This window comes from Neptunitalea chrysea, from assembly GCF_027924145.1.
Taxonomy (GTDB): Bacteria; Bacteroidota; Bacteroidia; order Flavobacteriales; family Flavobacteriaceae; genus Neptunitalea; species Neptunitalea chrysea.
The window spans coordinates 224114-250012 of the sequence record NZ_BRVP01000001.1; the positions used below are offsets into that span (position 1 = coordinate 224114).

The 25899-nt window shown below is 35.1% G+C and carries 25 protein-coding genes and 1 tRNA gene; 18 read left to right on the plus strand and 8 right to left on the minus strand.

What is annotated here, in order from left to right; all coding sequences use genetic code 11:
- Positions 1 to 8: 8 nt before the first annotated feature.
- Positions 9 to 800, minus strand: a complete 792-nt coding sequence (gene nadE / locus NBRC110019_RS00950; RefSeq protein ID WP_281751393.1) for an NAD(+) synthase — start codon at positions 798 to 800, stop codon at positions 9 to 11.
- Between the two features lie 116 nt (positions 801 to 916).
- Here nadE and gldB point away from each other — a divergent pair, with 116 nt between their 5' ends.
- Together gldB and gldC are read left to right on the plus strand one after the other, a co-directional pair.
- Positions 917 to 1876 carry a gliding motility lipoprotein GldB gene (gene gldB, locus NBRC110019_RS00955; RefSeq protein ID WP_281751395.1) on the plus strand — a complete coding sequence of 320 codons (960 nt, stop codon included), beginning with the start codon at positions 917 to 919 and terminating at the stop codon, positions 1874 to 1876.
- Positions 1876 to 2211 (plus strand): gliding motility protein GldC, encoded by a 336-nt coding sequence (gene gldC, locus NBRC110019_RS00960; RefSeq protein WP_281751397.1) that lies wholly within the window; start codon positions 1876 to 1878, stop codon positions 2209 to 2211. The genes gldB and gldC overlap by 1 nt, the downstream gene beginning before the upstream one ends.
- Positions 2212 to 2215: 4 nt before the next feature.
- Here gldC and NBRC110019_RS00965 read toward each other — a convergent pair whose 3' ends face one another.
- The 5 genes from NBRC110019_RS00965 to NBRC110019_RS00985 form a co-directional block, all read right to left on the minus strand.
- Entirely contained in the window at positions 2216 to 2614 is a 399-nt protein-coding gene (locus NBRC110019_RS00965; protein WP_281751399.1) for a response regulator, read from the minus strand.
- Positions 2611 to 4470, minus strand: a complete 1860-nt coding sequence (locus NBRC110019_RS00970) for a PAS domain-containing sensor histidine kinase (RefSeq protein ID WP_281751401.1) — start codon at positions 4468 to 4470, stop codon at positions 2611 to 2613. The genes NBRC110019_RS00965 and NBRC110019_RS00970 overlap by 4 nt, the downstream gene beginning before the upstream one ends.
- A 137-nt stretch (positions 4471 to 4607) precedes the next feature.
- On the minus strand, positions 4608 to 5123 hold the full coding sequence (locus tag NBRC110019_RS00975) for a YceI family protein (RefSeq protein WP_281751403.1): 516 nt from the start codon (positions 5121 to 5123) through the stop codon (positions 4608 to 4610).
- A gap of 29 nt (positions 5124 to 5152) precedes the next feature.
- A complete protein-coding gene (locus tag NBRC110019_RS00980) occupies positions 5153 to 5869 on the minus strand; it encodes a pirin family protein (protein WP_281751454.1) in 717 nt (238 codons plus the stop codon).
- Between the two features lie 249 nt (positions 5870 to 6118).
- Positions 6119 to 6985 carry an AraC family transcriptional regulator gene (locus NBRC110019_RS00985; RefSeq protein ID WP_281751405.1) on the minus strand — a complete coding sequence of 289 codons (867 nt, stop codon included), beginning with the start codon at positions 6983 to 6985 and terminating at the stop codon, positions 6119 to 6121.
- Positions 6986 to 7451: 466 nt separating this feature from the next.
- Between NBRC110019_RS00985 and NBRC110019_RS00990 the strand changes: the two genes are divergently transcribed.
- The gene (locus NBRC110019_RS00990) at positions 7452 to 7916 is read left to right on the plus strand and encodes a DUF4252 domain-containing protein (RefSeq protein ID WP_281751407.1); all 465 of its coding nucleotides are present in this window, start codon (positions 7452 to 7454) and stop codon (positions 7914 to 7916) included.
- Here the strand turns inward: NBRC110019_RS00990 and yihA are convergent.
- Positions 7913 to 8527: a ribosome biogenesis GTP-binding protein YihA/YsxC gene (gene yihA / locus NBRC110019_RS00995; protein ID WP_281751409.1), complete on the minus strand. Its 615-nt coding sequence runs from the start codon at positions 8525 to 8527 to the stop codon at positions 7913 to 7915. The genes NBRC110019_RS00990 and yihA overlap by 4 nt on opposite strands.
- A 2-nt stretch (positions 8528 to 8529) precedes the next feature.
- A complete protein-coding gene (locus tag NBRC110019_RS01000) occupies positions 8530 to 9294 on the minus strand; it encodes an alpha/beta fold hydrolase (RefSeq protein WP_281751456.1) in 765 nt (254 codons plus the stop codon).
- Positions 9295 to 9555: 261 nt separating this feature from the next.
- Here NBRC110019_RS01000 and mraZ point away from each other — a divergent pair, with 261 nt between their 5' ends.
- From mraZ to NBRC110019_RS01075, 15 genes are all read left to right on the plus strand, one after another.
- A complete protein-coding gene (gene mraZ / locus NBRC110019_RS01005) occupies positions 9556 to 10017 on the plus strand; it encodes a division/cell wall cluster transcriptional repressor MraZ (RefSeq protein ID WP_281751411.1) in 462 nt (153 codons plus the stop codon).
- Positions 10004 to 10909, plus strand: coding sequence for a 16S rRNA (cytosine(1402)-N(4))-methyltransferase RsmH (gene rsmH, locus NBRC110019_RS01010; protein ID WP_281751458.1), 906 nt, complete (start codon positions 10004 to 10006; stop codon positions 10907 to 10909). Before mraZ ends, rsmH begins: the two co-directional genes overlap by 14 nt.
- Positions 10906 to 11223, plus strand: a complete 318-nt coding sequence (locus NBRC110019_RS01015) for an FtsL-like putative cell division protein (RefSeq protein WP_281751413.1) — start codon at positions 10906 to 10908, stop codon at positions 11221 to 11223. The genes rsmH and NBRC110019_RS01015 overlap by 4 nt, the downstream gene beginning before the upstream one ends.
- A gap of 10 nt (positions 11224 to 11233) precedes the next feature.
- Positions 11234 to 13246 (plus strand): PASTA domain-containing penicillin-binding protein, encoded by a 2013-nt coding sequence (locus tag NBRC110019_RS01020; protein WP_281751415.1) that lies wholly within the window; start codon positions 11234 to 11236, stop codon positions 13244 to 13246.
- Positions 13243 to 14706, plus strand: coding sequence for a UDP-N-acetylmuramoyl-L-alanyl-D-glutamate--2,6-diaminopimelate ligase (locus NBRC110019_RS01025; protein WP_281751417.1), 1464 nt, complete (start codon positions 13243 to 13245; stop codon positions 14704 to 14706). The genes NBRC110019_RS01020 and NBRC110019_RS01025 overlap by 4 nt, the downstream gene beginning before the upstream one ends.
- Positions 14707 to 14713: 7 nt before the next feature.
- Complete coding sequence (mraY, locus tag NBRC110019_RS01030) at positions 14714 to 15946, plus strand: phospho-N-acetylmuramoyl-pentapeptide-transferase (RefSeq protein ID WP_281751420.1); 1233 nt, start codon at positions 14714 to 14716, stop codon at positions 15944 to 15946.
- A gap of 1 nt (position 15947) precedes the next feature.
- A complete protein-coding gene (gene murD, locus NBRC110019_RS01035; RefSeq protein ID WP_281751421.1) occupies positions 15948 to 17291 on the plus strand; it encodes a UDP-N-acetylmuramoyl-L-alanine--D-glutamate ligase in 1344 nt (447 codons plus the stop codon).
- A 9-nt stretch (positions 17292 to 17300) separates the two neighbouring features.
- The gene (locus NBRC110019_RS01040) at positions 17301 to 18515 is read left to right on the plus strand and encodes an FtsW/RodA/SpoVE family cell cycle protein (RefSeq protein WP_281751422.1); all 1215 of its coding nucleotides are present in this window, start codon (positions 17301 to 17303) and stop codon (positions 18513 to 18515) included.
- The gene (gene murG / locus NBRC110019_RS01045) at positions 18502 to 19593 is read left to right on the plus strand and encodes an undecaprenyldiphospho-muramoylpentapeptide beta-N-acetylglucosaminyltransferase (RefSeq protein ID WP_281751423.1); all 1092 of its coding nucleotides are present in this window, start codon (positions 18502 to 18504) and stop codon (positions 19591 to 19593) included. The genes NBRC110019_RS01040 and murG overlap by 14 nt, the downstream gene beginning before the upstream one ends.
- Positions 19590 to 20936, plus strand: coding sequence for a UDP-N-acetylmuramate--L-alanine ligase (gene murC, locus NBRC110019_RS01050; RefSeq protein WP_281751424.1), 1347 nt, complete (start codon positions 19590 to 19592; stop codon positions 20934 to 20936). Before murG ends, murC begins: the two co-directional genes overlap by 4 nt.
- Positions 20933 to 21649, plus strand: a complete 717-nt coding sequence (locus NBRC110019_RS01055) for a cell division protein FtsQ/DivIB (protein WP_281751425.1) — start codon at positions 20933 to 20935, stop codon at positions 21647 to 21649. Before murC ends, NBRC110019_RS01055 begins: the two co-directional genes overlap by 4 nt.
- A 3-nt stretch (positions 21650 to 21652) precedes the next feature.
- Positions 21653 to 23017, plus strand: a complete 1365-nt coding sequence (ftsA, locus tag NBRC110019_RS01060; RefSeq protein WP_281751426.1) for a cell division protein FtsA — start codon at positions 21653 to 21655, stop codon at positions 23015 to 23017.
- A gap of 20 nt (positions 23018 to 23037) precedes the next feature.
- Positions 23038 to 25137, plus strand: coding sequence for a cell division protein FtsZ (gene ftsZ, locus NBRC110019_RS01065; RefSeq protein ID WP_281751427.1), 2100 nt, complete (start codon positions 23038 to 23040; stop codon positions 25135 to 25137).
- Positions 25138 to 25339: 202 nt separating this feature from the next.
- Entirely contained in the window at positions 25340 to 25789 is a 450-nt protein-coding gene (locus NBRC110019_RS01070; protein WP_281751428.1) for a GatB/YqeY domain-containing protein, read from the plus strand.
- 11 nt (positions 25790 to 25800) lie between these two features.
- Positions 25801 to 25874 (plus strand) — tRNA-Arg (locus NBRC110019_RS01075).
- The last annotated feature ends 25 nt before the right edge of the window (positions 25875 to 25899 follow it).

Consider the following 25899-nt stretch of genomic DNA (forward strand, 5'->3'; position numbering starts at 1 on the left):
AAACGATTTTATTCCTTTAAATGACTGGGTATTAAGCATACAGGAATCGGATCCATTTTGTGCTTGTTTGCATTATTAAATTTTTTATAGATGGCAAAAACTTGCTGTTCACGGCCACTAAAGTCATCTATTGTTTTTCCTGCTTCATCCTGATTCATAGCCCATTCCAGTTCAGGATAAGAAGCGCCTAACTGGTCTTCGTCAGTTCTGTCGTCACCCCATAAGCCGTCTGTAGGAGCTGCTTCAATAATCTCTTGATTAACACCAAGTTCTTTAGCAATGGCATATACTTCAGTTTTTAACAAGTCAGCAATCGGACTAAGGTCTACACCTCCATCACCATATTTAGTGTAGAATCCTACACCAAAGTCTTCTACTTTGTTTCCGGTACCTGCTACTAATCTTTTTTCTAATGCGGCAAAGTAATATAAGGTAGACATACGTAATCTGGCTCTTGTATTTGCTAACGACATAAAACGATCTTCCTCATTAGATACTGCAGGTAAGCTTCCAATCAGGCTATCAAAAACCGGTGTAAGATTTACTTTAGTCATATGTACATTCTTAAAATTACCTTCTAGCCATTTAATGTGGTTTAATGCTCTGCTTACCTGACTGTCTGATTGGTGGATTGGCATTTCAAGACAAAGTACATCTAACCCTGTTTTAGCACAAAGAGTAGAAGTAACGGCAGAATCAATTCCTCCAGAAACTCCTATAACAAACCCTTCCATTCCAGCCTGTGTAGCATATTGTTTTAACCAGCTAACTATGTGTTCGATAATTTCAGTTGTTTTCATAATAAATACTTTACTTTGGTTAATGCATAAATACATTAAATTTGCAGCTAATTTACTTTTTTTTGACAATTAAAGATAATGATTTACGTTGTCATTTATAATATTTAATAAATTTTATGAAAAAAATAGCATTCTTATTAGCTATAGTAATTACTCTATTAAGTTGTGATAAAAGTTCTAAAATAGAAAGAGAAATAGGTGAGATTCCTGTAGAGGTATCTGTAAAAAGATTTGATTTGGCATACAAGAATACTACTCCCTTTGAATTGCAAGATTTAAAAAAAGAATACCCATATATGTTTCATGAGGCATATGCCGATTCAGTTTGGGTAGGTAAAATGTTAGATACACTAGAGCGAGAATTATTTAATGAGGTGTATAAAGCGTATCCTGATTTTAAGGAAGAAAAAGAAGAATTAAAAAAGTTTTTTCAGCATGTAAAATACTATTACCCTGATACTAGTATACCAGAGGTAGTTACGGTAACTTCAGATGTTGATTATGAGAATCAGGTAATTTATAGCGATAAGTATTTATTTATTTGTTTAGATACCTATTTAGGTGCAAATCATAAATTTTACTCAGGTATTCAGCAGTATTTGTCTCAATCGTTTACAAAAGATTATATTATTGTAGATGTAGCTTCGTCTTTTGCAATTAGTAAGGTGCCTGCTCCTCAGAATAGAGCATTCTTATCGTATATAATTTATTATGGTAAGAAATTGTATTTAGAGAGTTTATTGATACCTGAAAAAACAGATGCACAACGATTAAAATATACTACGGATGAGTATGCATGGGCAGAAGCGAATGAAGATATGATTTGGAAATATTTTATGGAGGAAGAGGTGTTGTTTAGTACAAAATCGAAGCTTTTAGAGCGTTTTGTTTTTCCTGCGCCTTTTTCTAAATTTTATAGACCTATAGATAATGAGTCTCCTGGTCGTTTAGGAGTTTATATAGGGAGTAAGATTGTAGCATCGTATATGAAAAACAATGATGTATCTTTGCAACAAATGTTAACCACGTCTGCGCAGGAAATTTTTAATAATGCGCATTATAAACCTAGAAAATAATGAGTACTAAATATAGATCGGATATTGAGCTAAATGTTGAATTGGATGAGAATAAAATACCTGAAAAATTAAGCTGGACGGCTAAGGATGGAGGTATTGAAAATGAGGAAGCTAAAGCAATGCTACTTTCTATTTGGGATCATCAAAAAAAAGAGTCGTTACGAATAGATCTTTGGACTAAAGATATGCCTTTAGATGAAATGAAGATGTTTTTTCATCAAACCTTAACGGCAATGTCCGATACCTTTTACAGAGCTACTCAAGATGAGAAGATGAGTGCTACCATGAAAGATTTTTGTGATTATTTTGCAGAGAAGTTAGAGATTAAAAAATAATAGCTTAGCAGGCGCGGTCTTCAAGAATTAATTTTAAGTCTGCAGCGCTAATAGGCTTTACAATATATCTGGTAACATTAGTATATTGTTTACTTTTCTCTACATCTATAGGGTTTATAGAAGAGGTAACAATGTAAATGCTAATAGACGAAGGAATGCTAATGGTGGTGATTTTATCTAAAAATTGCCACCCATCCATGATAGGCATATTTAAATCTAATAAAATTATTTCGGGCAGTTCTTCATTGTTTTCAATAAACCCTTTTAAGGCACTAAAAGCCTCAGCTCCATTATTAAAAACATGGACGCTGTTACAAAAGTTTGCTATTTGCATTATTTTTTTTGTGCCGAATATAAAAATAGGATCGTCATCAATAATACAAGCAATATTTATTTTATTCATTTTTTAAAATATACTTTAAAAGTTGATCCTATCCCTAAAGTGCTTTCAACATCAATCTTCCCTTCCATAGCTTCTACCTGATTTTTGGTTATAAATAAGCCTATTCCTTTTGCTTCAGGGTGTGGGTGGAATGTTTTGTACATTCCGAATAATTTACTTTTATTACTGGTAAGGTTAATGCCGATACCGTTATCAGATACTAATAATATGATATGGGTATCTGTTTTAGTTACTTTTATTTTTATAAACGGTTCTCTAGATGGTTCTTTATATTTAATAGCATTACTAATTAAGTTAATTAAAATACTATCCATATAGGCAGGTACATAATTAATGTAAGTATCTTCCTTTACCTCGTTTTCAATAGTAACGTTATGTTCTATAATTTGACCTTTAAGGCTTGTTAAGGCGTTGTCTATAAATTTTTTAAGATTCAGTTTCTTTATATCGTCACGTTGTTTTGTATGTAATAAAATAACCTCGTTTAGGTGTTTAATAGTTTCTCCTAGATTATCTACTGCCTGATTAATCATAGTAAAAAAATCATTTTTAGTCTGACTAGGCATTTCTATTTTCATTAAATCTAAAAGCATTGACAAGTTGCCTGAGTGTGATCTTAAATTATGAGAAACAATATGGGCAAAGTTTAGCAATCTTTTGTTTTGATTTTGTGTTATTTCAAGTAATGATTCTATTCTTTTATAAGCGTGTTTTTGAACCGATAAATCTGTTATTTGAGATACAAAATGAAGCGGTATATTGTCTTTATCTCTAATAATGGATACAGCCAGTAATGCGTATACAATGTCTCCATTTTTATGAAAATATCGTTTTTCAAGTTGGTAGTTATTGCCGTTGCCTTTAATAAGGTTGTTTACTTTTTTTAAATCAATATCTAAATCGGCAGGGTGTGTAATATTTTGAAAATTTAAGGTGTAAAACTCGTTTTTACTATAGCCTAGCATATCGCATAAACTTTGGTTTACTCTAAGCCATTTTCCTTCTAAACTAACAAGTGCCATACCAATAGAAGCACCTTCAAACGTATTTCGGAATAATTCTTCTTTTAAGGATAGTTCTTCGCGTTTTTTTACGTCCTCATTAATATCTTGTAACAAGCCATAAATTTCAATACATTTTCCGTTTTGCATAACGGGGATACCAATGGCGCGTACCCATTTTTCTGTATTATTGTAAGTGGTAATTTTAGTTTCTATATCGTATGAAGTGGCTTTTTCAAGACTTTCCTGAACTAATTCTAATGAAGCAGAATCATTGAAGAGTTTTAAGGCTTCTTCTAATGAGACCTCATAGTTATCGGGTACCTCATATATTTTCTTGGTTATTTTACTCCAATATGCTTTTTTAGAGTCGATAAAAATTTCCCAATGCCCTATAGTGGCGGCTTCATTCGAGTGTTCAAGAAGGTTATTATAATCTTGTAAAGATTGAACACGGTTTTTTCTTAGTGTAATACCAACCATTCTAGTGGGGATACCTTCTTTATTGCAAAGTGTTTTTCCTAAACACTTCATCCAAATAATCTCTTCCTGATTATTGGTGTATCTAACTAATTGTTCAAATTCTTTTTCAGGATTTTTAAGATGATTTTTTAAGTTCTCGAAGCAATATGCAACATCTTCATCAATCATAACTTCTTTCCAGAATGATGACGTCTTATCTTCGGGTGGTATAGAAATATCTAAGGTATGCCAAAAGTCATCATTATACCATTGGTCGTCCGGATTTTCCAAATTCCAGACCCAATACCCTTTTGAATTAGGGTTGTCCAGATATTTCTGAACATCAGAGTTTGTTTTAAGTAACTCTTTAAGTTCAAGTTGCAAATAGTTCATGTGCTCAAAAAATTTGGAGGTAAATTCTTAAAGCTAAGATAATAAAATTTTATATTCTATTTTTTTTTTGAGCACATGATACTCAATTTTACATCGATAAAATAACATTTTTTAACGACAAAATGTTATTTTGTTGATTAATCTTTAATAAACTGTACGTTTATTAGTAGTTTTATTATATCAGAAACCACAATGCTCCCTGCTTCGGTTACGGCGCTCCATGTTAAGCCAAAATCTTTACGGTTAATTTTACTTATTGCTTCAAATCCAGATTTTGTTTGTCCGTAAGGGTCAACAGCTGTACCATTGTATTCAATTTCTAGTTCAATAGATTTAGTAATTCCTTTAATGGTAAGATCACCTAATAATTTAGAACCTGCATAAGAGGTAGATTTAAATGTAATTTCAGGGTATGTTTCGGCATCAAAAAAATCAGCAGATTTTAAGTGGTTATCTCTGTCTGAGTTATTAGTGCTAATTGAAGCGGTTTTAATAGTAGTGCTAAATTCGGCGTCTTCAAAGTTTTCAGAGGCGGCTACTAAGTGTCCTTCAAATTCACCAAAAGTACCTGTTACAGTTGAAATCATCATGTGTTTTACTTTAAACACCATTTCTGAGTGTGTAGGATCTATGATCCATGTTGCTTTTTCCATTTTTTTAAATTTTTGTGTATTGATTATTATTATAATTTCATTGGAACTTCCATTAATAGAAGTTTAGTGTTGTCGGTTTGAGTAGTAAAATCAAATGAATTTACATCCCATATTCCATAACCATCTCTTTTGCTTAAGCTTTCGTTGTTTATAATGATTTCTCCTTCTAAAACAAAAACATAAACACCGTTACCTTCTTTTTTAATTTTGTAGGTATCAGATATACCTTTTTCAAAAGTTCCTAAATGAAACCATGCGTCTTGATGAATCCATACACCCTCGTCTTCTGCATTAGGAGATAGTATCTGATAAAGTTTGTTTTTAGTATCGCTATGGGTAAGTGTTATTTGGTCGTATCTAGGTGTTACATTTTTCTTCTTTGGAAATAACCAAATTTGAAGAAAACGAACCTCTTTATCTTTATTCTTGTTATACTCGCTATGAAATACACCGGTGCCAGCACTCATTACCTGAATATCTCCTTGTTTAATAGTAGTGGTGTTTCCCATACTATCTTTGTGTTCAAGGTCACCTTCTAACGGAATAGAAATAATTTCCATATTGTCATGAGGGTGCGTTCCAAATCCCATGCCTGCAGCTACCGTATCATCGTTAAGAACTCTTAGGATTCCAAAGTTCATTCTTTCAGGATTGTGGTAGTTGGCAAAACTAAATGTATGGTGACTGTCTAACCAGCCGTGGTTAGCATGTCCTCTGGTTGCTGCTTTGTGAAGTATTGTGTTCATGGTTCTATATTTTTTATTTGGTAAATGGTTAAATACTACTTGTTGCAACATCTTGTCGTAATCAGAGTTTTTAAGCTTTACATTTTTAGCTCTTCGCATTGCTGGCGCTATAACCGTGGTAGTGCTAAGTAGTTTGCTTGTAAAATCGTTACGTTTCATGATGTTATCATTTTTGTACATGACAAAGTACCGAAATGCATGAACGGTATGGAATATTAGAATACGGGAAAGAATTATAAAAATCCGATATTAGGAGTTCTTCTTGTATTGTGAAGGTGAATGTCCTGTACATTTTTTAAAAAATGCACTAAAATGAGAGGGTTCGTTAAAGCCTAGTTCGTAGGCTATTTCTTTTGTAGTAAGATCAGAGAAATAGAGCATTCGCTTAGCTGCAATGTCTAAACGTTTCTGTATGTATTGCTTGGCAGTTTTACCTATCAGTGATTTGATAGTTCTATTAAGGTGATCAGGTGTAATATTGAGAGCTTCTGCATAGGTAGAGGTAGAGTGCCATTGTTTGTAGTATTGTTCTACCAAGTTTTTAAATTCCTTTAATATGGTATTGCTTGATTCTACTTTCTGTAAATTCTTTTCTTGTACGGTACATAGGTTGGTGCAAGAGATTAAAAATAATTTTAAATAAGCACCAATAGATTGTTCTTTTAGAGGAATGTCTGACTCATATAATAGAATCATTTCTTCTGCAAAGCCAACTAGTTTTGTTAATTGTTCTTCTGAAAGATGTAAAGGAGGACTTTCTCCATAATCGTAAAATAAATTAAGGTCATCTATAAAGCTTAAAGGAATGTTGTTTTGTATAAGAAAATTAGCAGAGAAAACCATCGAGAAACCATGGGTTGCAATCTCTTCTTTAATTTGGTGTACTTGTCCCTGACTAAGAAAGAATATCTGATTATCGTGTATCTTAAACTCTTTAAAATCTATGGTGTGCGTACCCCTTCCTTTTTTTATAAGCAGTACAGTATAGAAATCATGTCTGTGCGGAGTATCTGGTTTTCCTTTATGTTTCTCGTAAATTGATTCTGTTCTGGAGATGCCAAAACTTAATGACGGATTGTTACGATTAACATTATTATAGGTTTTTATAATTTCCATAATTAAGTATAAAGATAATTAATCTTTGCTTACAGAGGTTGTTTCTTTTTTATATCCTATATCAATCACTATGTTTTGGTAAAAACAGCATAAGAAGCTTTTAGCACATGAGTTAGCTTAAAATTTTGTGAGTTCTGTTCCAAAATACCATAATTAACCCTGTTACTAAGGTTTAAATGTGTAATTAAGATAAAATACCTTTCTAATAAAGAGGAAAGAGGTTAAAAAATGTTCTTTAGCGACGTCTTTACCAAAAAGAACCCTATATATTATATGAATAAGGTAGCTATAGGGGTGCTTATTTTTTAATGAAATTCATAAGATTTTTGTTTTATATCAAGGTATTAAAGGCTAAGAATAGTTGGGTGTATTAAGAAATGATAAGGTTGTTTGGTAAAAAGTTTAAGATTCTTGTAGCAGATGTTGGGGTAGGTCGTCTTAAGGGTATAATCAAAAATATACTCTTATGAAAAAAGTACTTTTACTAATGGTTAGTTTGTTTGTTCTGGTGGCATGTGGTACCAAAACTCCGTACCAAACATTTAGAAATGAGAATAAAGAAGCTATTGATTTTTCGCTTAATGTTTCTTCTTTTATTGGCGATTCTATTGTAGAAAAGGCATATGTGAATGATTTGAAAAGAGTGGTTTCAGGAATTAGAAAATACCGTGTTGTAGTAGCTAAATCTAATACAAGCGAATTAAATATAAGATTTAAGAAGTTGGTGAATTCAAAAACCTACGAGCAATTAGCTGGTTTTAGTAATAACGGCGGTAGTGTAGAATTGTATTTTTATAAAAAAGGCGGAAAAATAAAGGAGGCCGTTTGCAAAATAAAAAACAATGATAATTTTGTAGTACTTAGTGCAGAGGGAAATCTAAAAATTAAAGATTTAGGGAAGTTGGTAGAAGAGATAATAAGTGCCAATTAGGTATTACCATTTTTAAGCATTTGGTTTAGTTGTCCTATATATTTCAAAACTTCTTCTTTGCCATAATTAGAAGAAGAAGAAGTTACCAGATAGTGCGGTGCTTCTTCCCAAACATCTTGTTTTAACGTTTCAAGATATTGGTTAATGTTGCGTTCAAGCGCATTGGGTTTTAGTTTGTCTGCCTTGGTGAATATAATAGAAAAAGGAATCTGGTTTTCGCCTAACCATTGCATAAATTCCATATCAATTTTTTGAGGTTCGTGGCGGCAGTCTACTAGTACAAAAGCAGAAACAAGCTGCATGCGTTTTTCAAAGTAATTGGTAATAAATTTTTGGAAAACCTTCTTGGTGCTTTTAGATACTCTTGCATACCCGTATCCAGGTAAATCTACTAAGAACCACGAATCATTTATTTTAAAATGGTTTATAAGTTGCGTTTTCCCAGGTCTTCCAGAGATTTTTGCTAAGCTTTTTCTAGAGGTTAGCATGTTTATTAAAGACGACTTTCCTACGTTAGAACGCCCAATAAAGGCATACTCTGGTATAGGCTCGTTTGGACACTTAGAAACGTCTGTATTACTAATAATAAATTCTGCTTTTTTTACCTTCATAATTAAAAACCTCTTTTAGTAAGCCAGTGATCCAAAATTTCATTAAAAGTGATAGGGTGTTCCATCATAGGAGCATGTCCACATTTGTCAATCCAGAAAAGGTCAGAGTCTGGTAATAATTCATGAAATTCTTCAGCTACGTTAGGAGGTGTTACAGAATCGTTTTTACCCCAAATAATACACGTAGGGGTATGCATATTTGGTAAGTCATTTGCCATATTATGTCTAATAGCACTTTTGGCAATGGCTAATGTTTTAATAAGTTTTGATCGGTCGTTTACGGTTTCAAAAACTTCATCTACAATTTCCTTAGTGGCAACTTTAGGGTCGTAGAAAACGTCTTCACTCTTCTGTTTAATAAACTCGTAATCTCCTCTTTTAGGATAACCATCTCCCATGGCACTTTCGTAAAGTCCTGAGCTTCCTGTTATTACCAGTGATTTTACTTTTTCAGGGAACAACTTGGTGTGTAATAAACCAATGTGTCCGCCAAGTGAGTTTCCAAGCAAAATTACATTGTCTAGTTCTTTATGTTCAATGAATTGCTCTAAAAACTTAGCTAAGTTTTTAACAGTAGTTTTTAGTAAAGGCATAGAGTATATAGGCAACTCGGGGATGAGTACCTTGTAACCTTTTTTTGAGAAAAAATGAGTAACTCCCTCAAAATTACTTAATCCTCCCATTAATCCGTGTAGAATAATAATGGGTTGTCCTTCTCCTGTCTCAAGGTAACTAAACTTACCTTCTTTTTTTACGTTTTTAAGCATCAACGATGTTAATTTTTCCAAAAAACAAATATAAGTATTTAACTAAGATTCAAACCTAAAAAACCAGAAACCTTTAGTAGAAGGTAGAATTTGCTATATCTCGAGAGTCTTTGTCTTGTGGAGGAGCTAACTAATTGAAAAACTAAATGTTATCTATAAAAAGTTAAAAACTCTAAAATTTATTAACAATGTGGTAGTATGTGGTAAAAAGTGGTAAAATATTCCATATATTTGAAAAACTAACAGTTTAGTGGAGAATTTGTGACAAATTTCATCGGAACATATGAGTGTAAGGCAGATACGAAAGGAAGAGTGATGCTTCCTGTGGCGTTAAAGTCACAGCTTGCCCCTATGTTAGCGAATGGATTTGTGGTAAAACGTGCAGTTTTTCAAAGTTGCCTTGAGTTGTATCCGATGGAAGAATGGAATGCAATGATGCAAAAAATAGGGAAACTAAACAGGTTTAATAAAAAGAATAATGATTTTATCAGAAGGTTTACTGCGGGAGTGAAAATGGTTGAGGTAGATGCTACGGGTAGGTTTTTGATACCGAAAGATCTTGTGAATTTTGCAGGGATTAGTAAAGAGATTGTGCTGTCTTCTGCAATAAATATTATTGAGATCTGGGATAAAAATAAGTATGAACAGGTAATTGATGATGCGACAGATGATTTTGCAGATTTGGCCGAAGAAGTGATGGGAGGAGATGATGATGGAATATGAATATCATAACCCGGTACTGTTGAAAGAGACAGTAGATGGACTTAATATTAAGGAAGATGGAGTTTACGTAGATGTGACCTTTGGTGGAGGTGGGCATTCTAGGGAAATATTAAAACGATTGGGGCCTGGTGGTAAATTGTTTGGTTTTGATCAGGATGCGGATGCTTTGGATAATGTGCCAGATGATGAACGTTTTGTGTTGATAAGTGAGAATTTCAGGTTTGTAAAGCGTTTTTTGAGGTTTCATGGTGTTAAGAAGGTAGATGGTGTGTTGGGAGATTTTGGTGTTTCGTCACATCAGTTTGATGTTCCTGAGCGTGGGTTTTCTACCCGATTTGATGCAGAGTTGGATATGCGAATGAATCAGCAAAGTGAAGTTTCTGCTTACTCAGTGGTAAATGAATATGAAGAAGCTGATTTAAGAATGATGTTCTCTATGTATGGAGAATTAAGGAACGCGGGAGCTATTGCCAGAGCGATTGTTGGAGCGAGAAAGGATGAAGAGATAAAAACAGGGGAAGATTTAAAAAAGGTTGTTTCTAAATTTTTGCCAAGGTTTAAAGAGAATAAAGTGTTGGCTCAAATATATCAGGCAATACGTATAGAAGTAAATGAAGAGGTAGAGGTGCTGAAAGAGTTTTTGTTACAGATGCCTGAGGTTTTAAATGAAGGAGGAAGGTTGAGTTTAATAAGTTATCACTCTTTAGAGGATAGATTAGTGAAAAGATTTATTAGAGATGGGAAGTTTCAGGGGCAGGCAGAGAAAGATTTCTATGGAAATATAGATGTGCCTTTTAAAAAGGTAGGTGGATTGATAGTGCCGACTGAAGAAGAGATAGCTTTAAATAATAGAGCGCGAAGCGCCAAATTAAGGGTAGCTGAGAGAATATGAAAAACGGATTGTTAGACATATTGAGAGGGAGCTTTCTTGTGAGTGAAGAGGCTGGTGCTATTAAAAGATGGCGGTTTTTTCTGTTTATGTCGCTGTTGGCAATTATAATGATTAGTAGTTCGCATAGTGCAGACCAAAAAGCACATTTGATAGCAGAATTAAATGAAGATGTGCAGGAGTTAAGGAGCGAGTTTGTAGATACAAGATCAAAACTTCAGAAATTAAAACTGGAGTCAAAAATAAAAGAAGAGGTTGGTAAGATGGGGTTAAGACCTTCTAAGAATCCTCCTAAAAAAATTAAAGTAACGAATTAGAAACCTAATAATGGCAATAACAGAAAAGAAAATATTACTGAGATTGTATATAGTAGCAGGATGTATGTTCTTGTTTGCTATTGCTGTTTTTGTAAAGCTTGTTTCCATTCAGTTAGGAGGAGAAGAGTATAGACTTGCAGCACGTGAAGATAATATGAAGAGTGTGGAGGTACCTGCAAATAAAGGAAACCTATATTCAGATGATGGGAGTTTGTTAGCTACTTCTGTAACGCGTTACGATATACATTTCGATGCAGTAACTGCATCTGATGAGAATTTTAAAAAATATATTAAGCCTTTATGTGATTCGCTGGGAGTTTTTCTTGGTAAAAGTAGTGCGGGGTTAAAATCAAGATTAGAGCGTGCCAGAAAAAATAAAAGTAGATACTATCTAATAGCTAAAAATCTTGGTTATGGTGATTATATGAAGCTAAAAAAGTTTCCGTTGTTTAGTCTTGGTGCGTATAGAGGTGGGATTATTGTAAATAGAAGAACGGTAAGGGAGTATCCTTTAGGTTCTATGGCTAAACGTAGTATTGGGTATTACCGTGTAACTAGAGATGGAGATGTGAAGCCTGTAGGGTTGGAGCTTGCTTGTGAACCTTATTTAAATGGGGTAGATGGTAGGAGTTGGAGGCAGCGTATTGCAAAGAATTTATGGAAACCAATTAATAGTGCCGATGAAATAGAGCCTAAGGATGGGTATGATGTGGTTTCTACTATAGATATTAATATTCAGGATATTGCTCACTATGCTTTGTTAGAGCAATTAGAGAAATACAAGGCAGATCATGGGAGTGTTGTGGTAATGGAAGTTGCTACAGGAGAAATAAAAGCCATTGTGAATTTAGGTAGAGATACTAGTGGCGATTATTATGAACGTTTTAACTACGCTGTAGGTGAGGCGCATGAGCCGGGTTCTACTTTTAAATTAATGGCGGTGGCGGCTGCTTTAGAAGAAAAAGTTGTAGATACCAGTTATATGGTAGATACAGAAAAAGGAGTGATAAAATATTACGGTAAGTCGGTACGCGATTCTCATAGAGGTGGTTATGGTATTATATCGTTAGCGGAAGCTTTTCAAGTTTCTTCTAATACGGGTATCGTAAAAACAATTCATGAGAGTTTTAAAGATAATCCAAAGCGATTTACAGATAGGCTAGATGCCATGAATGTGGCTCAGAAGTTAGACTTAAAATCAGATGGTATAACGGGTGAAGGAACGCCTCATATGCCGCATCCTAGTGATAAATCATGGAATGGGATTTCTATGGAGTGGATGGCGTTTGGTTATGGGGTTGCATTAACGCCATTGCAAACGTTAACCTTTTATAATGCGATTGCAAATAATGGTGAGATGGTAAAGCCTCGTTTGATAAAAGAGGTTAGAGAATGGGATCAAATCGTAAACAAATTTGATAAAGAAGTTATTAATCCTAAGATATGCTCTAAGGAAACCATAAATAAGCTAAAACAGTTATTAAAAGATGTAGTTGAAAAGGAACATGGTACCGGACACAGTTTGTATTCGCCTAACTTTTCTATGGCTGGTAAAACAGGTACTTGTCAAAAGGACTATGCGCATACAGATAAGAGTAAACTAAACTATATATCCTCTTTTTCCGGATTTTTTCCAGCAGAAAACCCTAAGTATTCATGTATTGTTGTAATTCATGAACCAGACAAAAGTGTTGGGTATTATGGAGCGGATGTTTCGGGACCTGTGTTTAAAAAAGTGGCTCAAAAAATATATACAAGCTCTCCTTTAATAGATACTGTTAAAGAGATGGATGAAGCAGATAAAAAGGTGTTGGCTAGTTATGATGGGTTTTATGAGAAATCAAATAAAGCCTTTAAAAAGGTTCCTAATGTAAAAGGGATGCCTGGTATGGATGCTATTGCAATACTTGAAAACTTAGGTTTAAAGGTAGAGGTGAGAGGAGCTGGAGATGTAAAAGAGCAGTCCATTAAGGCAGGTGAAGCTATTAATAGTAATAAGAAAATAGTATTAACGCTATCATGATATTGTTAAAAGACATATTGTACAAAGTTGGTATAGAAGCGGTTTTAGGAACTACTGCTGTAGCTGTGAATGCAATTCATTTTGACTCGAGACAAGTAGTTTTGAATGCTATTTTTGTGGCAATTAGAGGAACGGTGGTAGATGGTCATGAGTATATATATAAAGCAGTAGATAATGGTGCGGTTGCTATTATTTGTGAAGAGCTTCCAGAGATAATGGTAAACGGAGTTACGTATGTTCAGGTGGCTGACTCGCATAGCGCTTTAGCACATATGGCGGCTAATTATTATGAGAATCCTTCAGCTAATTTAAAATTAGTAGGGGTAACAGGAACCAACGGAAAAACGACTATAGCAACCTTGTTGTATCAAATGTTTGAAAAGGCAGGGTATAAAGTTGGGTTATTGTCAACTGTAAATATAATGGTGGCCAATAAGGAGTTTAAAGCTACGCATACAACCCCAGATTCATTAACTATAAACAAGTATTTAAAGTTAATGAACGATGAAGGGGTAGAGTATTGCTTTATGGAGGTTAGTTCTCATGGGATTGACCAGAAGCGAACTGAAGGACTTGTGTTTGCCGGAGGAATTTTCACCAACTTAACACATGATCATTTAGATTATCACAAAACATTTGCTGCCTATAGAGATGTGAAAAAATCATTCTTCGACCATTTGCCAAAAGATGCATTTGCCTTGGTAAATACCGATGATAAAAATGGTGTGGTGATGCTTCAAAATACCAAAGCAATAAAAAAAACATACGCATTAAAAACATACGCAGACTATACGGCTAAAATTCTGGAAAATCAGTTTTCAGGATTGCTATTAAAAGTGGACGACCAAGAAGTTTGGACACGTTTAATAGGAGATTTTAATGCTTATAATCTATTGGCAATATACGCTACAGCTGATTTATTAGGGTTAGAAAAAATGGAATCATTGCGCTTATTAAGTCAGTTAGAAAGTGTAAGTGGGCGTTTTCAGTACTTGGTTTCTGATACAAAAATTACTGCGGTAGTAGACTATGCACATACTCCTGATGCTTTAAAAAATGTATTGGAAACAATTAATAATATCCGTACTAAAAACGAAAGTTTGATTACAGTAGTAGGGTGTGGTGGTGATAGAGATGCAGCAAAACGACCTGTGATGGCAGCAATTGCGGCAGATAAAAGTGATAAGGTAATTTTTACTTCTGACAACCCTAGAAGTGAGGATCCGCAACAGATTATTGAGCAGATGGAAGCGGGTGTTGATGGAGTGAGCTTTAAAAAGACACTCTCTATTTTAGATAGAAAACAAGCTATAAAAACAGCATGCCAAATGGCGGCGGCTAACGATATTATTTTAATTGCTGGAAAAGGACACGAGACCTATCAGGAAATTAAAGGTGTGAGAACCGAATTTGACGATTATAAAGTAGTTGAGGAATTATTAAAGAAACTGGAAAAGTAATACTCTTATGTTATATTATCTTTTTGAATATTTAGACAAACATTACAATTTTATTGGAGCTGGAGTTTTTCAGTACATTTCCTTTAGAGCTGCTATGGCTATTATTTTCTCGTTGTTGCTTTCTACCATTTATGGGAAGCGTGTAATTGTGTTTCTAAGAAAACAGCAGATTGGTGAAACCGTTAGAGATTTAGGGTTGCAAGGGCAATCTCAAAAAGCAGGTACACCAACCATGGGAGGGCTTATTATTATAGGTGCTACCTTAATTCCGGTATTGTTGTTTGCAAGACTCGATAATATTTATACCGTATTATTAATTGCTACTACAATTTGGATGGGTATTATTGGCTTTGTCGATGATTATATTAAAGTGTTTAAAAAAGACAAAGAAGGACTTAAAGGTAAGTTTAAAGTAGTTGGGCAGATTGGTATTGGTATTATTGTAGGAGTTACTTTGTACTTACATCCTGGTGTAACAGTAAAAGAAAAAATAAAAGATGTTGCCGTTGTTGATACCGCAACAGTAAATAATGATGTACCAAAATTCAGTCTAGAAGAAAAGTCAACCAAAACAACGGTTCCATTTCTAAAAAATAACGAGTTTGATTATGCTTCTATTTTAACTTGGATAAGTAATGATTTAGGAAAGTATGCTTGGTTAATCTTTATCCCAGTAGTTATTTTTATTGTAACCGCCGTGTCTAACGGAGCAAACTTAACAGACGGTATAGATGGATTAGCAGCTGGTACTTCGGCTATTATGGTGGTAACCCTAGGTGTTTTTGCTTGGGTTTCTGGTAACATCATTTTCTCAGATTATTTGAACATTATGTATATCCCTAATGCTGGTGAGATTACTGTATTTATTGCAGCTTTTGCCGGTGGTTTGGTAGGGTTCTTATGGTACAATACATATCCGGCTCAGGTTTTTATGGGCGATACAGGGAGTTTAACTATTGGAGGTATTATAGCGGTAATAGCAATTGCTATCCGTAAAGAATTATTAATCCCTGTACTGTGCGCTATCTTTTTTGCAGAGAATTTATCGGTGATGATACAGGTGAGTTATTTTAAATATACCAAGAAGAAATTTGGTGAAGGAAAAAGGGTGTTTTTAATGGCACCATTACATCACCATTATCAGAAGAAGGGCTACCATGAGAGTAAGATTGTAACGCGTTTCTGGATTATAGGAATTTTAATGGCAGTGTTAACATTTGTAACGCTGAAATTAAGATAAGATGGAAGGGAAGAAGCGTTTGGTAGTACTTGGAGGTGGGGAAAGTGGAGTAGGAACTGCCATTTTAGCTAAGCAAAAAGGGTATGAAGTGTTTGTATCGGATAAAGGACCGATAAAACCAAAATATAAAAGAGTTCTTTTAAATCATGAAATAGATTGGGAAGATGAAACACATACTGAGGAGAAAATTTTAAATGCCTCTGTTGTGATGAAGAGTCCCGGAATACCTGATAAGGTAGTGTTGGTGCAAAAAATTAGAGCAATGCATATACCGATTGTGTCGGAGATTGAATTTGCTGCACAGTATGCTAATGCAACTATAGTGGGTATTACAGGAAGTAATGGAAAAACAACCACAACCATGCTAACCTATCACTTATTAAAAGATGGTGGTTTGCATGTAGGGATGGCGGGCAATATTGGAGATAGTTTTGCTCAAATGGTTGCAGAACAGAATTACGAAGATTATGTGTTGGAGATAAGTAGTTTTCAGTTAGACGATATTGAAACGTTTAAGCCGCACATTGCGGTAATAACCAACATTACTCCTGATCATTTAGATAGGTATAACTATCAGTTTGAAAAGTACATTGAAGCCAAATTCAGGATTACTAAAAATCAGACACAGGAAGATTTTTTAATCTACGATGCAGATGATGAAGTAATAACAGAATGGCTTGAGAAAAATAAAGTGAAGGCGAAGTTGCTTCCGTTTTCAATAACAAAGAAAGTAGAAGAGGGAGCATATTTAGAGGATAATACAATAATAACAAATATTGACAATTCAATTTTTACCATGTCGACAGATACATTAAAGTTAGAAGGAAAGCACAACGTTAAGAATGCTATGGCAGCCTCAACTGTTGCGCAATTGCTGAAGATAAGAAAGCAAACGATTAGAGAGAGTTTTGAGACTTTTCAGGGAGTAGAACACAGATTGGAGAAGGTGTTGAAGATTCAGAATGTACAGTACATTAATGATTCTAAAGCTACTAATGTAAACTCTACTTTTTACGCATTGGATAGCGTAAGTACTCAGATGGTTTGGATTGTTGGTGGTGTAGATAAAGGAAACGATTACACCTCTTTATTACCATTGGTACGCGAGAAAATTAAAGCAATTATTTGTTTAGGAATAGATAATAGTAAGATTATAGATGTTTTTGGAGCTGTGACGGATGAATTAGTTGAAGCTGGTTCTATGATCGAAGCTGTACGAGAGGCATACAGAATGGCGGAACCTGGAGATACCGTAATGCTGTCACCGGCATGTGCAAGTTTCGATTTATTTGAAAATTACGAAGACAGAGGCAGACAGTTTAAAGAAGCTGTAAGAAAATTATAAAAGAAAAATATGTTACAAATTTTTAAAAGTATTAAAGGAGATAAAGCAATATGGGCAGTAGTTACCATGTTAGCATTGTTTTCGTTTTTACCTGTTTATAGTGCCAGTACTAACTTGGTATATGTAGTAGGTAAAGGGACTACTTTGGGGTATTTAATACGCCATACGATCCTGTTGCTTTTGGGATTTGTAATTATGTATGCGGTGCATAAATTACCTTTTAAGTACTTTAAAGGGATTGCTATTTTGTTTGTTCCTTTAGTAATAGTGTTATTAGTAGTAACCATGTTGCAAGGTACTACCATAGGTGGAGCCAATGCCAGTAGATGGATTCAATTACCATTTGTTGGAATGTCGTTTCAGCCTTCAACACTGGCATCATTGGTACTTATGGTGTATGTAGCCGGATACTTGGCAAAAATAAAAGACAAGAAAATTACTTTTAAGGATAGTATTTTACCGCTATGGGCTCCGGTTGCTGTGGTTTTAATGCTAATACTTCCTGCTAACTTTTCAACAACCGCTATCATATTTTTCATGGTATGTGTGTTGTGTTTTTTAGGAGGTTATCCTATCAAGTATTTATTGTCAATTATCGGGGTAGGAATACTATCATTAACGTTTTTCGTATTAGTAGCAAAAGCTTTTCCGGGACTTTTTCCTAATCGTGTAGATACATGGATTAGTCGTGTTGAAAACTTTGTGAGTGCTGATGAAAATATTAATGATGACTATCAGATATTAAAAGCAAAAACGGCTATAGCGTTAGGGAATGTTACAGGTGTAGGTGCTGGTAAAAGTGTAATGAAAAACTTTTTGCCACAGTCAACCTCCGATTTCATTTTTGCTATAATTGTAGAAGAGTATGGTTTAGTAGGCGCGGTAGTGTTGCTTTTGTCGTATTTGTTTCTGTTGTTTAGAATTATCATCGTATCTCAGAAGTGCGATTCGGTATTCGGAAAACTGCTTGTAATGGGGGTAGGGTTGCCTATCATCTTTCAGGCATTTATAAATATGGCGGTTGCAGTAGAGTTATTTCCTGTAACCGGACAAACCTTACCGCTTATTAGTAGCGGAGGTACTTCTACCTGGATGACTTGTATTGCGTTAGGTATTATTTTAAGTGTAAGTGCTAAACGCGACGAATTTAAAGAGGAAGAAGTTTTAAAGGAAAATTTAGAAGAAGAGATAAACCCATTAGAAGTTTTAAGTGAGCAATTATAAGTTTATTATATCAGGTGGGGGCACAGGAGGCCATATATATCCGGCAATAGCAATTGCGGATGAATTGAAGCGCGAGTTTCCGAAGGCGGAGTTCTTGTTTGTAGGAGCACAGGATAAAATGGAAATGGAGAAAGTGCCGCAAGCAGGCTATGCAATTGAAGGACTGTGGATTGCTGGGCTACAGCGTAAGCTTACTGCTAAGAACTTGATGTTTCCTGTGAAATTGATAAGCAGTCTTTTAAGGGCTAAAAAAATTATAAGAAAATTTAAGCCAGATGTAGCTATTGGTACTGGAGGCTTTGCTAGCGGACCGTTATTGCAAATGGCAGAATCTGCAGGAGTACCCTGTGTATTACAAGAGCAGAATTCATATCCGGGAATTACGAATAAGTTACTAGCCAAAAGAGCAAAAGTAATATGTGTAGCGTATGATGGTTTAGATCGTTTTTTTCCAGCTAGTAAAATTATAAAAACTGGGAATCCGGTACGAAAGGATCTGTTAGAGATAGAAGGAAAGAGAAGCGAAGCTATTGAGTTTTTCGATTTGGATGCTACTAAGAAAACACTGTTGGTGTTGGGAGGTAGCTTGGGCGCCTCAAGAGTTAATAAATTAATTGAAAAAGAACTATCGTTTTTTCAAGAGCAAGATGTACAGGTGCTATGGCAATGCGGAAAATTGTATGAAGAAACGTATATGAAATACAATTCGGAAAAAGGAATTAAGGTGCTTCCGTTTATTAAAGAAATGAATTTGGCATATACAGCAGCAGATGTAATTATTTCTAGGGCAGGAGCAAGTTCAGTAAGCGAATTGTGTATTGTAGGTAAACCGGTAGTGTTTATTCCGTCACCTAATGTGGCAGAAGATCATCAGACCAAAAATGCCTTGGCAGTTACAAAAAAAGAGGCTGCTGTAATGATTAAAGAAGTGGACTTAGATGCCACTTTTGAAAATGAATTTAAAAAGATAGTAACCGATGCTCAGTATCAGCATCAGTTAGCTACGAATATAAAAAAATTGGCATTACCAAACGCAACAAAGTCAATTGTGGTAGAAATTAAAAAGTTATTGAATTGAATTTAACAGAGGTACATAGTGTTTATTTCATAGGTATTGGTGGCATAGGAATGTCTAATCTGGCACGTTACTTTCATTTAAACGGGAAGAATGTGGCAGGGTATGATAAAACGTCTTCCGAAATTACCGAAATGCTTCAAAAGTTAGATATTGCAGTAACTTTTGATGACTCAGAAACTGTAATACCTGAACTGTATTTAGATGCAGCGAATACCTTTGTGGTATATACGCCGGCAGTACCTGCATCACATAAGCAGCTATGTTATTTTCAGGATAATGGATTTACTGTTAAAAAACGTGCAACTGTTTTAGGCGATGTTACTAAAAATACTTTTTGTTTAGCCGTTGCGGGTACGCACGGAAAAACCACAACCACTGCTATTCTGGGGCATTTGCTTAAGGAAAGTGGGGTAGCTATGACAGCCTTTTTGGGTGGTATTTCAGAAAATTATAATACAAACTTTATTTGCACCGGTACTGAGATTTCAGTGGTGGAAGCAGATGAATATGATAGATCATTTTTACAATTGTTTCCTAATGTGGCTTGTATTACTTCTATGGAGGCAGACCATTTAGATATTTACGGAAATGAAGATGGTATTATAACTTCTTTCAATGATTTTGCAAAGAAGTTAAAACCTAAGGGTAAAATGTTTGTTAGATACGGCTTACCGTTAGATGGAGTTACCTATGGTTTTGAGCCTGAAGCAGATTATAGAATTGAAAATATTTTAATAGAAAACGGATCCTACTTTTTTGATTTGGTAACCCCCACTCAAGTTTTGAAGAGGGTTGAGTTTAACAAACCTGGGAAACATAATTTGTTAAACGCTTTAGTAGCATTTGCGATGGCGATTCAAACAGGCTCCCCAACCGATCGCCTCGTAAGTGCCTTAGCATCTTTTAAAGGGGTTAGAAGAAGATTTTCGTACCATATTCAGACCGAGGATGTTGTTTTTATTGATGATTATGCACATCATCCTACAGAGATAAATGCCTTTCATCAAGCGGTTAGAGAGATGTATCCGGGGAAAAAGGTAACGGCTATTTTTCAGCCACACCTCTATAGTAGAACTCGTGATTTTGCTGAAGGCTTTGCCACTGCTTTGTCACAGTTTGATACCGTGGTGTTATTAGATATTTATCCGGCCAGAGAGTTGCCTATTAAAGGGGTTACTTCTGAGTGGTTATTAGAACAGATAAATTGCCCAGATAAAATGGTATTAGCCAAGGATGAAATAATACCGTTTTTACAGAAAGAAAAGCCTGAGCTAGTGGCTACTATCGGGGCTGGAGATATAGGAAATGAAGTAGTAAAAATTAAAAGAGCACTGTTAGCATGAAACGATTAATACCCTACATACAGATGATAGCTGCTATAGCTATTTTTTCGTTGTTGTTTGCGTTTACATCTAACAGAAATAACAGTAGAAAAATAAAGGCTTCGGTAATTGTATTTGAAGGAGATTCGTCTCTTTTTATTACTAAGGAAGAAGTTAATAAATTGTTGATACAAAATCAGACAAGTGTTACGGATGTAACAAAAGATGCGTTAGATTTGAATAATATGGAATCTTTGTTGTTGCGAAACAAAATGATTAAGGACGCTGAAGTGTATATGACTATAGATGGGGAACTTAAGGTGAATGTTACGCAACGCAAGCCATTGGCAAGAGTTGTAGGGACTCGTTCTTTTTATATTGATGATGAGGGTGAAGAGATGCCTCTTTCAGGAAATTATACTGCCAGAGTGCCATTAATTAATGGACAAGTTACCAATGAGAATAAACAAGAAATTTTTAAGGTGTTGAAAAAAATAACATCTGATAATTTTTTGAAGGTAAGTGTAATTGGAATTTCAGTACAAAAGAACGATTTCACTCTTAGAATGAGAGCAAACAATTTTAAGGTGAAATTAGGGTCTGCAGATGGGTTAGATCTTAAGTTTAAAAAGTTAAAAGCATTTTATCAAAAAGCAGTAAAAGATAAAAGCCTTGATACCTATAGCTGGGTGAATTTAAAATTTAGTAATCAGGTTGTGTGCACTAAAAAGTAGTTTATGAATCAGAATAGATATGCAGTAGGATTAGATATTGGAACCACCAAGATTGTTGCAATGGTGGGGAAAGAAAATGAATTTGGAAAAATTGAGATTATTGGTGTAGGAAAGTCTAAGAGTTTAGGCGTTCATAGAGGGGTGGTTAATAACATTACTCAAACCATACAATCTATTCAAAAAGCTGTTCAGGATGCAGAGAATGTGTCAGGAGCTACCATTGAAGAAGTAGTAGTTGGTATTGCAGGGCAGCATATAAGAAGTTTACAGCACAGCGATTATATTACAAGGCCTAGTTTTGATGAAGTGATTAACCATAACGATGTTGAAGATCTTTGCAGTCAGGTTTATAAACTGGTAATGTTACCAGGAGAAGAAATTATTCATGTATTACCGCAAGAATATAAAGTAGACGGACAAGCAGAAATTAAAGAGCCTATAGGAATGTATGGCGGACGCTTGGAAGCTAATTTTCATGTAGTAGTAGGTCAGGTTTCTTCTATTAGAAATATTGGAAGATGTATTAAAAGTGCCGGACTAGAGCTTGGGGGTATTAATCTTGAGCCGTTAGCATCTGCCAATGCAGTGTTAAGTCAGGAAGAGAAAGAAGCCGGGGTAGCTCTTATAGACATAGGAGGCGGTACCACTGATTTAGCCATTTTTAAAGATGGTATTATTAGACACACGGCTGTAATCCCTTTTGGAGGTAACGTAATTACAGAAGATATAAAAGAAGGTTGCTCTATTATAGAAAAGCAAGCTGAATTGTTGAAAGTGAAATTTGGATCGGCTTGGCCAGGAGAAAACAAGGATAATGAGATAGTTTCCATTCCTGGGTTAAGAGGTAGAGAACCAAAAGAAATAACCCTTAAAAATCTTTCTAAAATAATACATGCCCGTGTGGTAGAAATTATTGAGCAGGTTTTTATGGAAATTAAGAATTACGGACACGAAGAACAAAAACATAAACTAATTGCCGGAATTGTATTAACCGGGGGAGGAAGCCAGTTAAAGCATTTGAAGCAATTAGTAGAATATATTACTGGGATGGATACCCGAATTGGGTACCCTAACGAGCATTTAGCGGGCGATTCTGATGCCAATATTGCGAGTCCTGTATATGCAACCGCAGTAGGATTGGTAATGAAAGCACTAGAGAACCAAAGAATGCGTCCTGAACCTGAGGAAGTAATAGAAGAAGAACCAATTGAAGAACAGAACGTAGCACCAACTATTAACCAGGAAGAAAACCCAATAGAAGAACCGGAAGCAACACCTGAAAAAGCTCCGGAACCAAAAGTGAACAAAAAATCATTTTTAGATAGGTTTACCGATAGGTTAAAGGAATTTTTAGATAACGCAGAATAAAAAACCAGAAAAAGAAAAGTATGACTAGTAACACAGAATTTGGAAACATTTCGTTTGATTTGCCTAAAAACCAAAGCAATGTTATTAAAGTAATTGGTGTAGGTGGTGGAGGTAGTAATGCCATCAATCACATGTTTCAACAGGGTATTAACGGAGTAGATTTTGTTATCTGTAATACCGATTCACAGGCATTGCAAAATAGTTCGGTTCCTAACAAGATTCAGTTAGGGGTATCATTAACAGAAGGACTAGGAGCAGGTGCCAATCCTGAAGTAGGTGAACAAGCAGCTATAGAGAGTTTAGAAGATATTAAACGCATGTTGGAAACAACCACCAAAATGGTATTTATTACTGCCGGAATGGGTGGAGGTACCGGTACTGGTGCGGCTCCGGTGATTGCTAAGTTGGCAAAAGATCTGGATATTCTAACGGTTGGTATTGTTACCATGCCTTTTCAGTTTGAAGGTAAAATGCGTAATGAACAAGCACATAAAGGAATTGAGAACCTACGTAGACATGTAGATTCTTTAATTGTTATTAATAATAATAAGTTACGTGAAGTATACGGTAACCTTGGTTTTAAAGCTGGTTTTTCCAAGGCCGATGAAGTATTGGCAACTGCCTCTCGTGGTATTGCAGAAGTAATAACACATCACTATACACAGAATATTGACTTACGCGATGCTAAAACGGTATTATCTAATAGTGGTACTGCTATTATGGGTTCTGCAACAGCAGCGGGTACGCAACGTGCAAACGAGGCAATTTCTGCGGCGTTAGATTCTCCGTTATTAAATGATAACAAAATTCAGGGAGCTAAAAATGTATTGTTGTTAATTGTATCGGGTACTGAAGAAATTACCTTAGATGAGATTGGAGAAATTAACGATCATATTCAGAATGAGGCCGGATTTAGTGCGAACATTATTATGGGGGTTGGTGAAGATGAAAATCTAGGAGATGCTATTGCAGTTACTGTAATTGCTACCGGATTTAATCAGGATCAGCAACATGAGATTGTAAATGTAGAAGCTAAAAAAATTATACATACGTTAGAAGATGAGCAAAAGGCTACACAAAATCTTACGCCAAAATCTACCGGATCAAATTTTAACCATGTAGTTGCAAAAAGTTCCTCTGCAACTACACATGTTGCTTCAGAAAAAATTGAAGTTGAGCAACACCAGGTAATTAAACATACACTGGAAGAAGAGGTAATTCAGGAAACTGTAGTAACCGAAACACCAAAGGCTCCGGAAGTAAAGGTACCTGAAATGGGCATAGAGGAAGCGCCTGTTGTAGAAGATACTCTAGAGGATAAAGAAGAAGTAAGCAATGGTTTTATACCAACCTCTGAAGCAATTAGAAATATTGAAGTAGAAGCTGAACCTGTTCAAGAACCGGTTTCGGTAACTCCGCTTTATGAAGAAATCAATGAAGACGATTTTGTAATAGTAGATACCAATGAAACTATTAGAGCGTTTGAAGTTGACGATTTTGAAGCAGTAACCTTCGAAAAGAAAGAAGAGCAATTTAGCCTAAGTTTTGATATGCCTATTCGAAATGAAGAGAAGCATGAAGACGAAGAGGAGCAAGTTGTTACGTTTGATCTTACAGAGGAAACAGAAAGTATAGTGGTAAACGATGCAATTGAGATTACTCCTGCAGACGTAGATAACGGTGAGGTGAAGCGTTACAGTCTTGAGGATTATATGGAGATGGAGTCGGCATTGGAAAATGCGCGTCCGCAAGAGCCTGTTAAAAAACAACCAGAAGTAGATCGTTCGGTTTCTTTTGAGAAAAAGATGGTTGTAGAAGAGCCTGTAGAAGTTCCTTCAACAACAGAGTCGGTAGATCCGTTCAACAATCCAATTAAAGATTTGTTACAAAGCAGAGCCGATGAACGTAGAAAGAAGTTGAAAGACTTTAATTATAAGTTCAACAATAACGTTAAGAAAATTGATGATATAGAAAAAGAGCCTGCATATAAGCGTATGGGGATTGATTTAAATCCGCAACCAACAATTAATAATTCATCTCGTCTTTCATTAAATAAAGACAGTAACGATGAGTTACAGTTGCGTAGAAACAACTCTTTTTTACATGATAATGTAGATTAATAAGTACCTGTATTATATATTACTAAGGCCCGGATGTTTTCCGGGCTTTTATATTAAACAGGTTTTTATTTCTATCTATAGCTGCAGACTTCATTTTAAGATTTTTATAGATAGACCGATCCTAGCTCATTATATGATTTATCTATTAAGTTAAGTACAAATTAAAATAGTATCTTTGCTGCCTAATAAAAAAATAAGTACTATGAGTTTACAAGCCGATATAATGACTGCCATGAAAGAAGCTATGAAAGCTAAAAACACCGTGGCTTTAGAGGCGTTAAGAGCTGTAAAATCTGCCATTTTACTAGCTCAAACAGAAACAGGTTCTAAAGAAGAACTATCGCAAGATGAAGAGATAAAACTACTTCAGAAGTTAGTAAAACAACGTAAGGATAGTGCAGCTATTTATACCGAGCAAGGAAGAGAAGACCTTGCAGAACCTGAAATTGCACAGGCAGCTGTTATAGAGCAGTTTTTACCAGAGCAATTATCGGAAGAAGAAGTAGAAAAAGTAATAAAAGATATTATAGCTAAAACCGGCGCTGAAAGCATGAAAGACATGGGGAAAGTAATGGGAATGGCTTCTAAAGAATTAGCAGGTAAAGCAGATGGTAAAACCATCTCTACCATTGTTAAAAAGGCATTAGCATAAGCTAACGCTAAGGCTGCGTAGTTCAACTGGATAGAATATCAGATTTCGGCTCTGAGGGTTGGGGGTTCGAATCCCTCCGCGGTCACTTTTTAAAGATTAGATTATTACAA

Bases quoted from the DNA above. Each gene is read 5' to 3' on its own strand.
- nadE (WP_281751393.1), bottom strand. From the start codon at position 800: ATGAAAACAACTGAAATTATCGAACACATAGTTAGCTGGTTAAAACAA.
- gldB (WP_281751395.1), top strand. From the start codon at position 917: ATGAAAAAAATAGCATTCTTATTAGCTATAGTAATTACTCTATTAAGT.
- gldC (WP_281751397.1), top strand. From the start codon at position 1,876: ATGAGTACTAAATATAGATCGGATATTGAGCTAAATGTTGAATTGGAT.
- NBRC110019_RS00965 (WP_281751399.1), bottom strand. From the start codon at position 2,614: ATGAATAAAATAAATATTGCTTGTATTATTGATGACGATCCTATTTTT.
- NBRC110019_RS00970 (WP_281751401.1), bottom strand. From the start codon at position 4,470: ATGAACTATTTGCAACTTGAACTTAAAGAGTTACTTAAAACAAACTCT.
- NBRC110019_RS00975 (WP_281751403.1), bottom strand. From the start codon at position 5,123: ATGGAAAAAGCAACATGGATCATAGATCCTACACACTCAGAAATGGTG.
- NBRC110019_RS00980 (WP_281751454.1), bottom strand. From the start codon at position 5,869: ATGAACACAATACTTCACAAAGCAGCAACCAGAGGACATGCTAACCAC.
- NBRC110019_RS00985 (WP_281751405.1), bottom strand. From the start codon at position 6,985: ATGGAAATTATAAAAACCTATAATAATGTTAATCGTAACAATCCGTCA.
- NBRC110019_RS00990 (WP_281751407.1), top strand. From the start codon at position 7,452: ATGAAAAAAGTACTTTTACTAATGGTTAGTTTGTTTGTTCTGGTGGCA.
- yihA (WP_281751409.1), bottom strand. From the start codon at position 8,527: ATGAAGGTAAAAAAAGCAGAATTTATTATTAGTAATACAGACGTTTCT.
- NBRC110019_RS01000 (WP_281751456.1), bottom strand. From the start codon at position 9,294: ATGCTTAAAAACGTAAAAAAAGAAGGTAAGTTTAGTTACCTTGAGACA.
- rsmH (WP_281751458.1), top strand. From the start codon at position 10,004: ATGATGGAATATGAATATCATAACCCGGTACTGTTGAAAGAGACAGTA.
- NBRC110019_RS01015 (WP_281751413.1), top strand. From the start codon at position 10,906: ATGAAAAACGGATTGTTAGACATATTGAGAGGGAGCTTTCTTGTGAGT.
- NBRC110019_RS01020 (WP_281751415.1), top strand. From the start codon at position 11,234: ATGGCAATAACAGAAAAGAAAATATTACTGAGATTGTATATAGTAGCA.
- NBRC110019_RS01025 (WP_281751417.1), top strand. From the start codon at position 13,243: ATGATATTGTTAAAAGACATATTGTACAAAGTTGGTATAGAAGCGGTT.
- mraY (WP_281751420.1), top strand. From the start codon at position 14,714: ATGTTATATTATCTTTTTGAATATTTAGACAAACATTACAATTTTATT.
- murD (WP_281751421.1), top strand. From the start codon at position 15,948: ATGGAAGGGAAGAAGCGTTTGGTAGTACTTGGAGGTGGGGAAAGTGGA.
- NBRC110019_RS01040 (WP_281751422.1), top strand. From the start codon at position 17,301: ATGTTACAAATTTTTAAAAGTATTAAAGGAGATAAAGCAATATGGGCA.
- NBRC110019_RS01055 (WP_281751425.1), top strand. From the start codon at position 20,933: ATGAAACGATTAATACCCTACATACAGATGATAGCTGCTATAGCTATT.
- ftsA (WP_281751426.1), top strand. From the start codon at position 21,653: ATGAATCAGAATAGATATGCAGTAGGATTAGATATTGGAACCACCAAG.
- ftsZ (WP_281751427.1), top strand. From the start codon at position 23,038: ATGACTAGTAACACAGAATTTGGAAACATTTCGTTTGATTTGCCTAAA.
- NBRC110019_RS01070 (WP_281751428.1), top strand. From the start codon at position 25,340: ATGAGTTTACAAGCCGATATAATGACTGCCATGAAAGAAGCTATGAAA.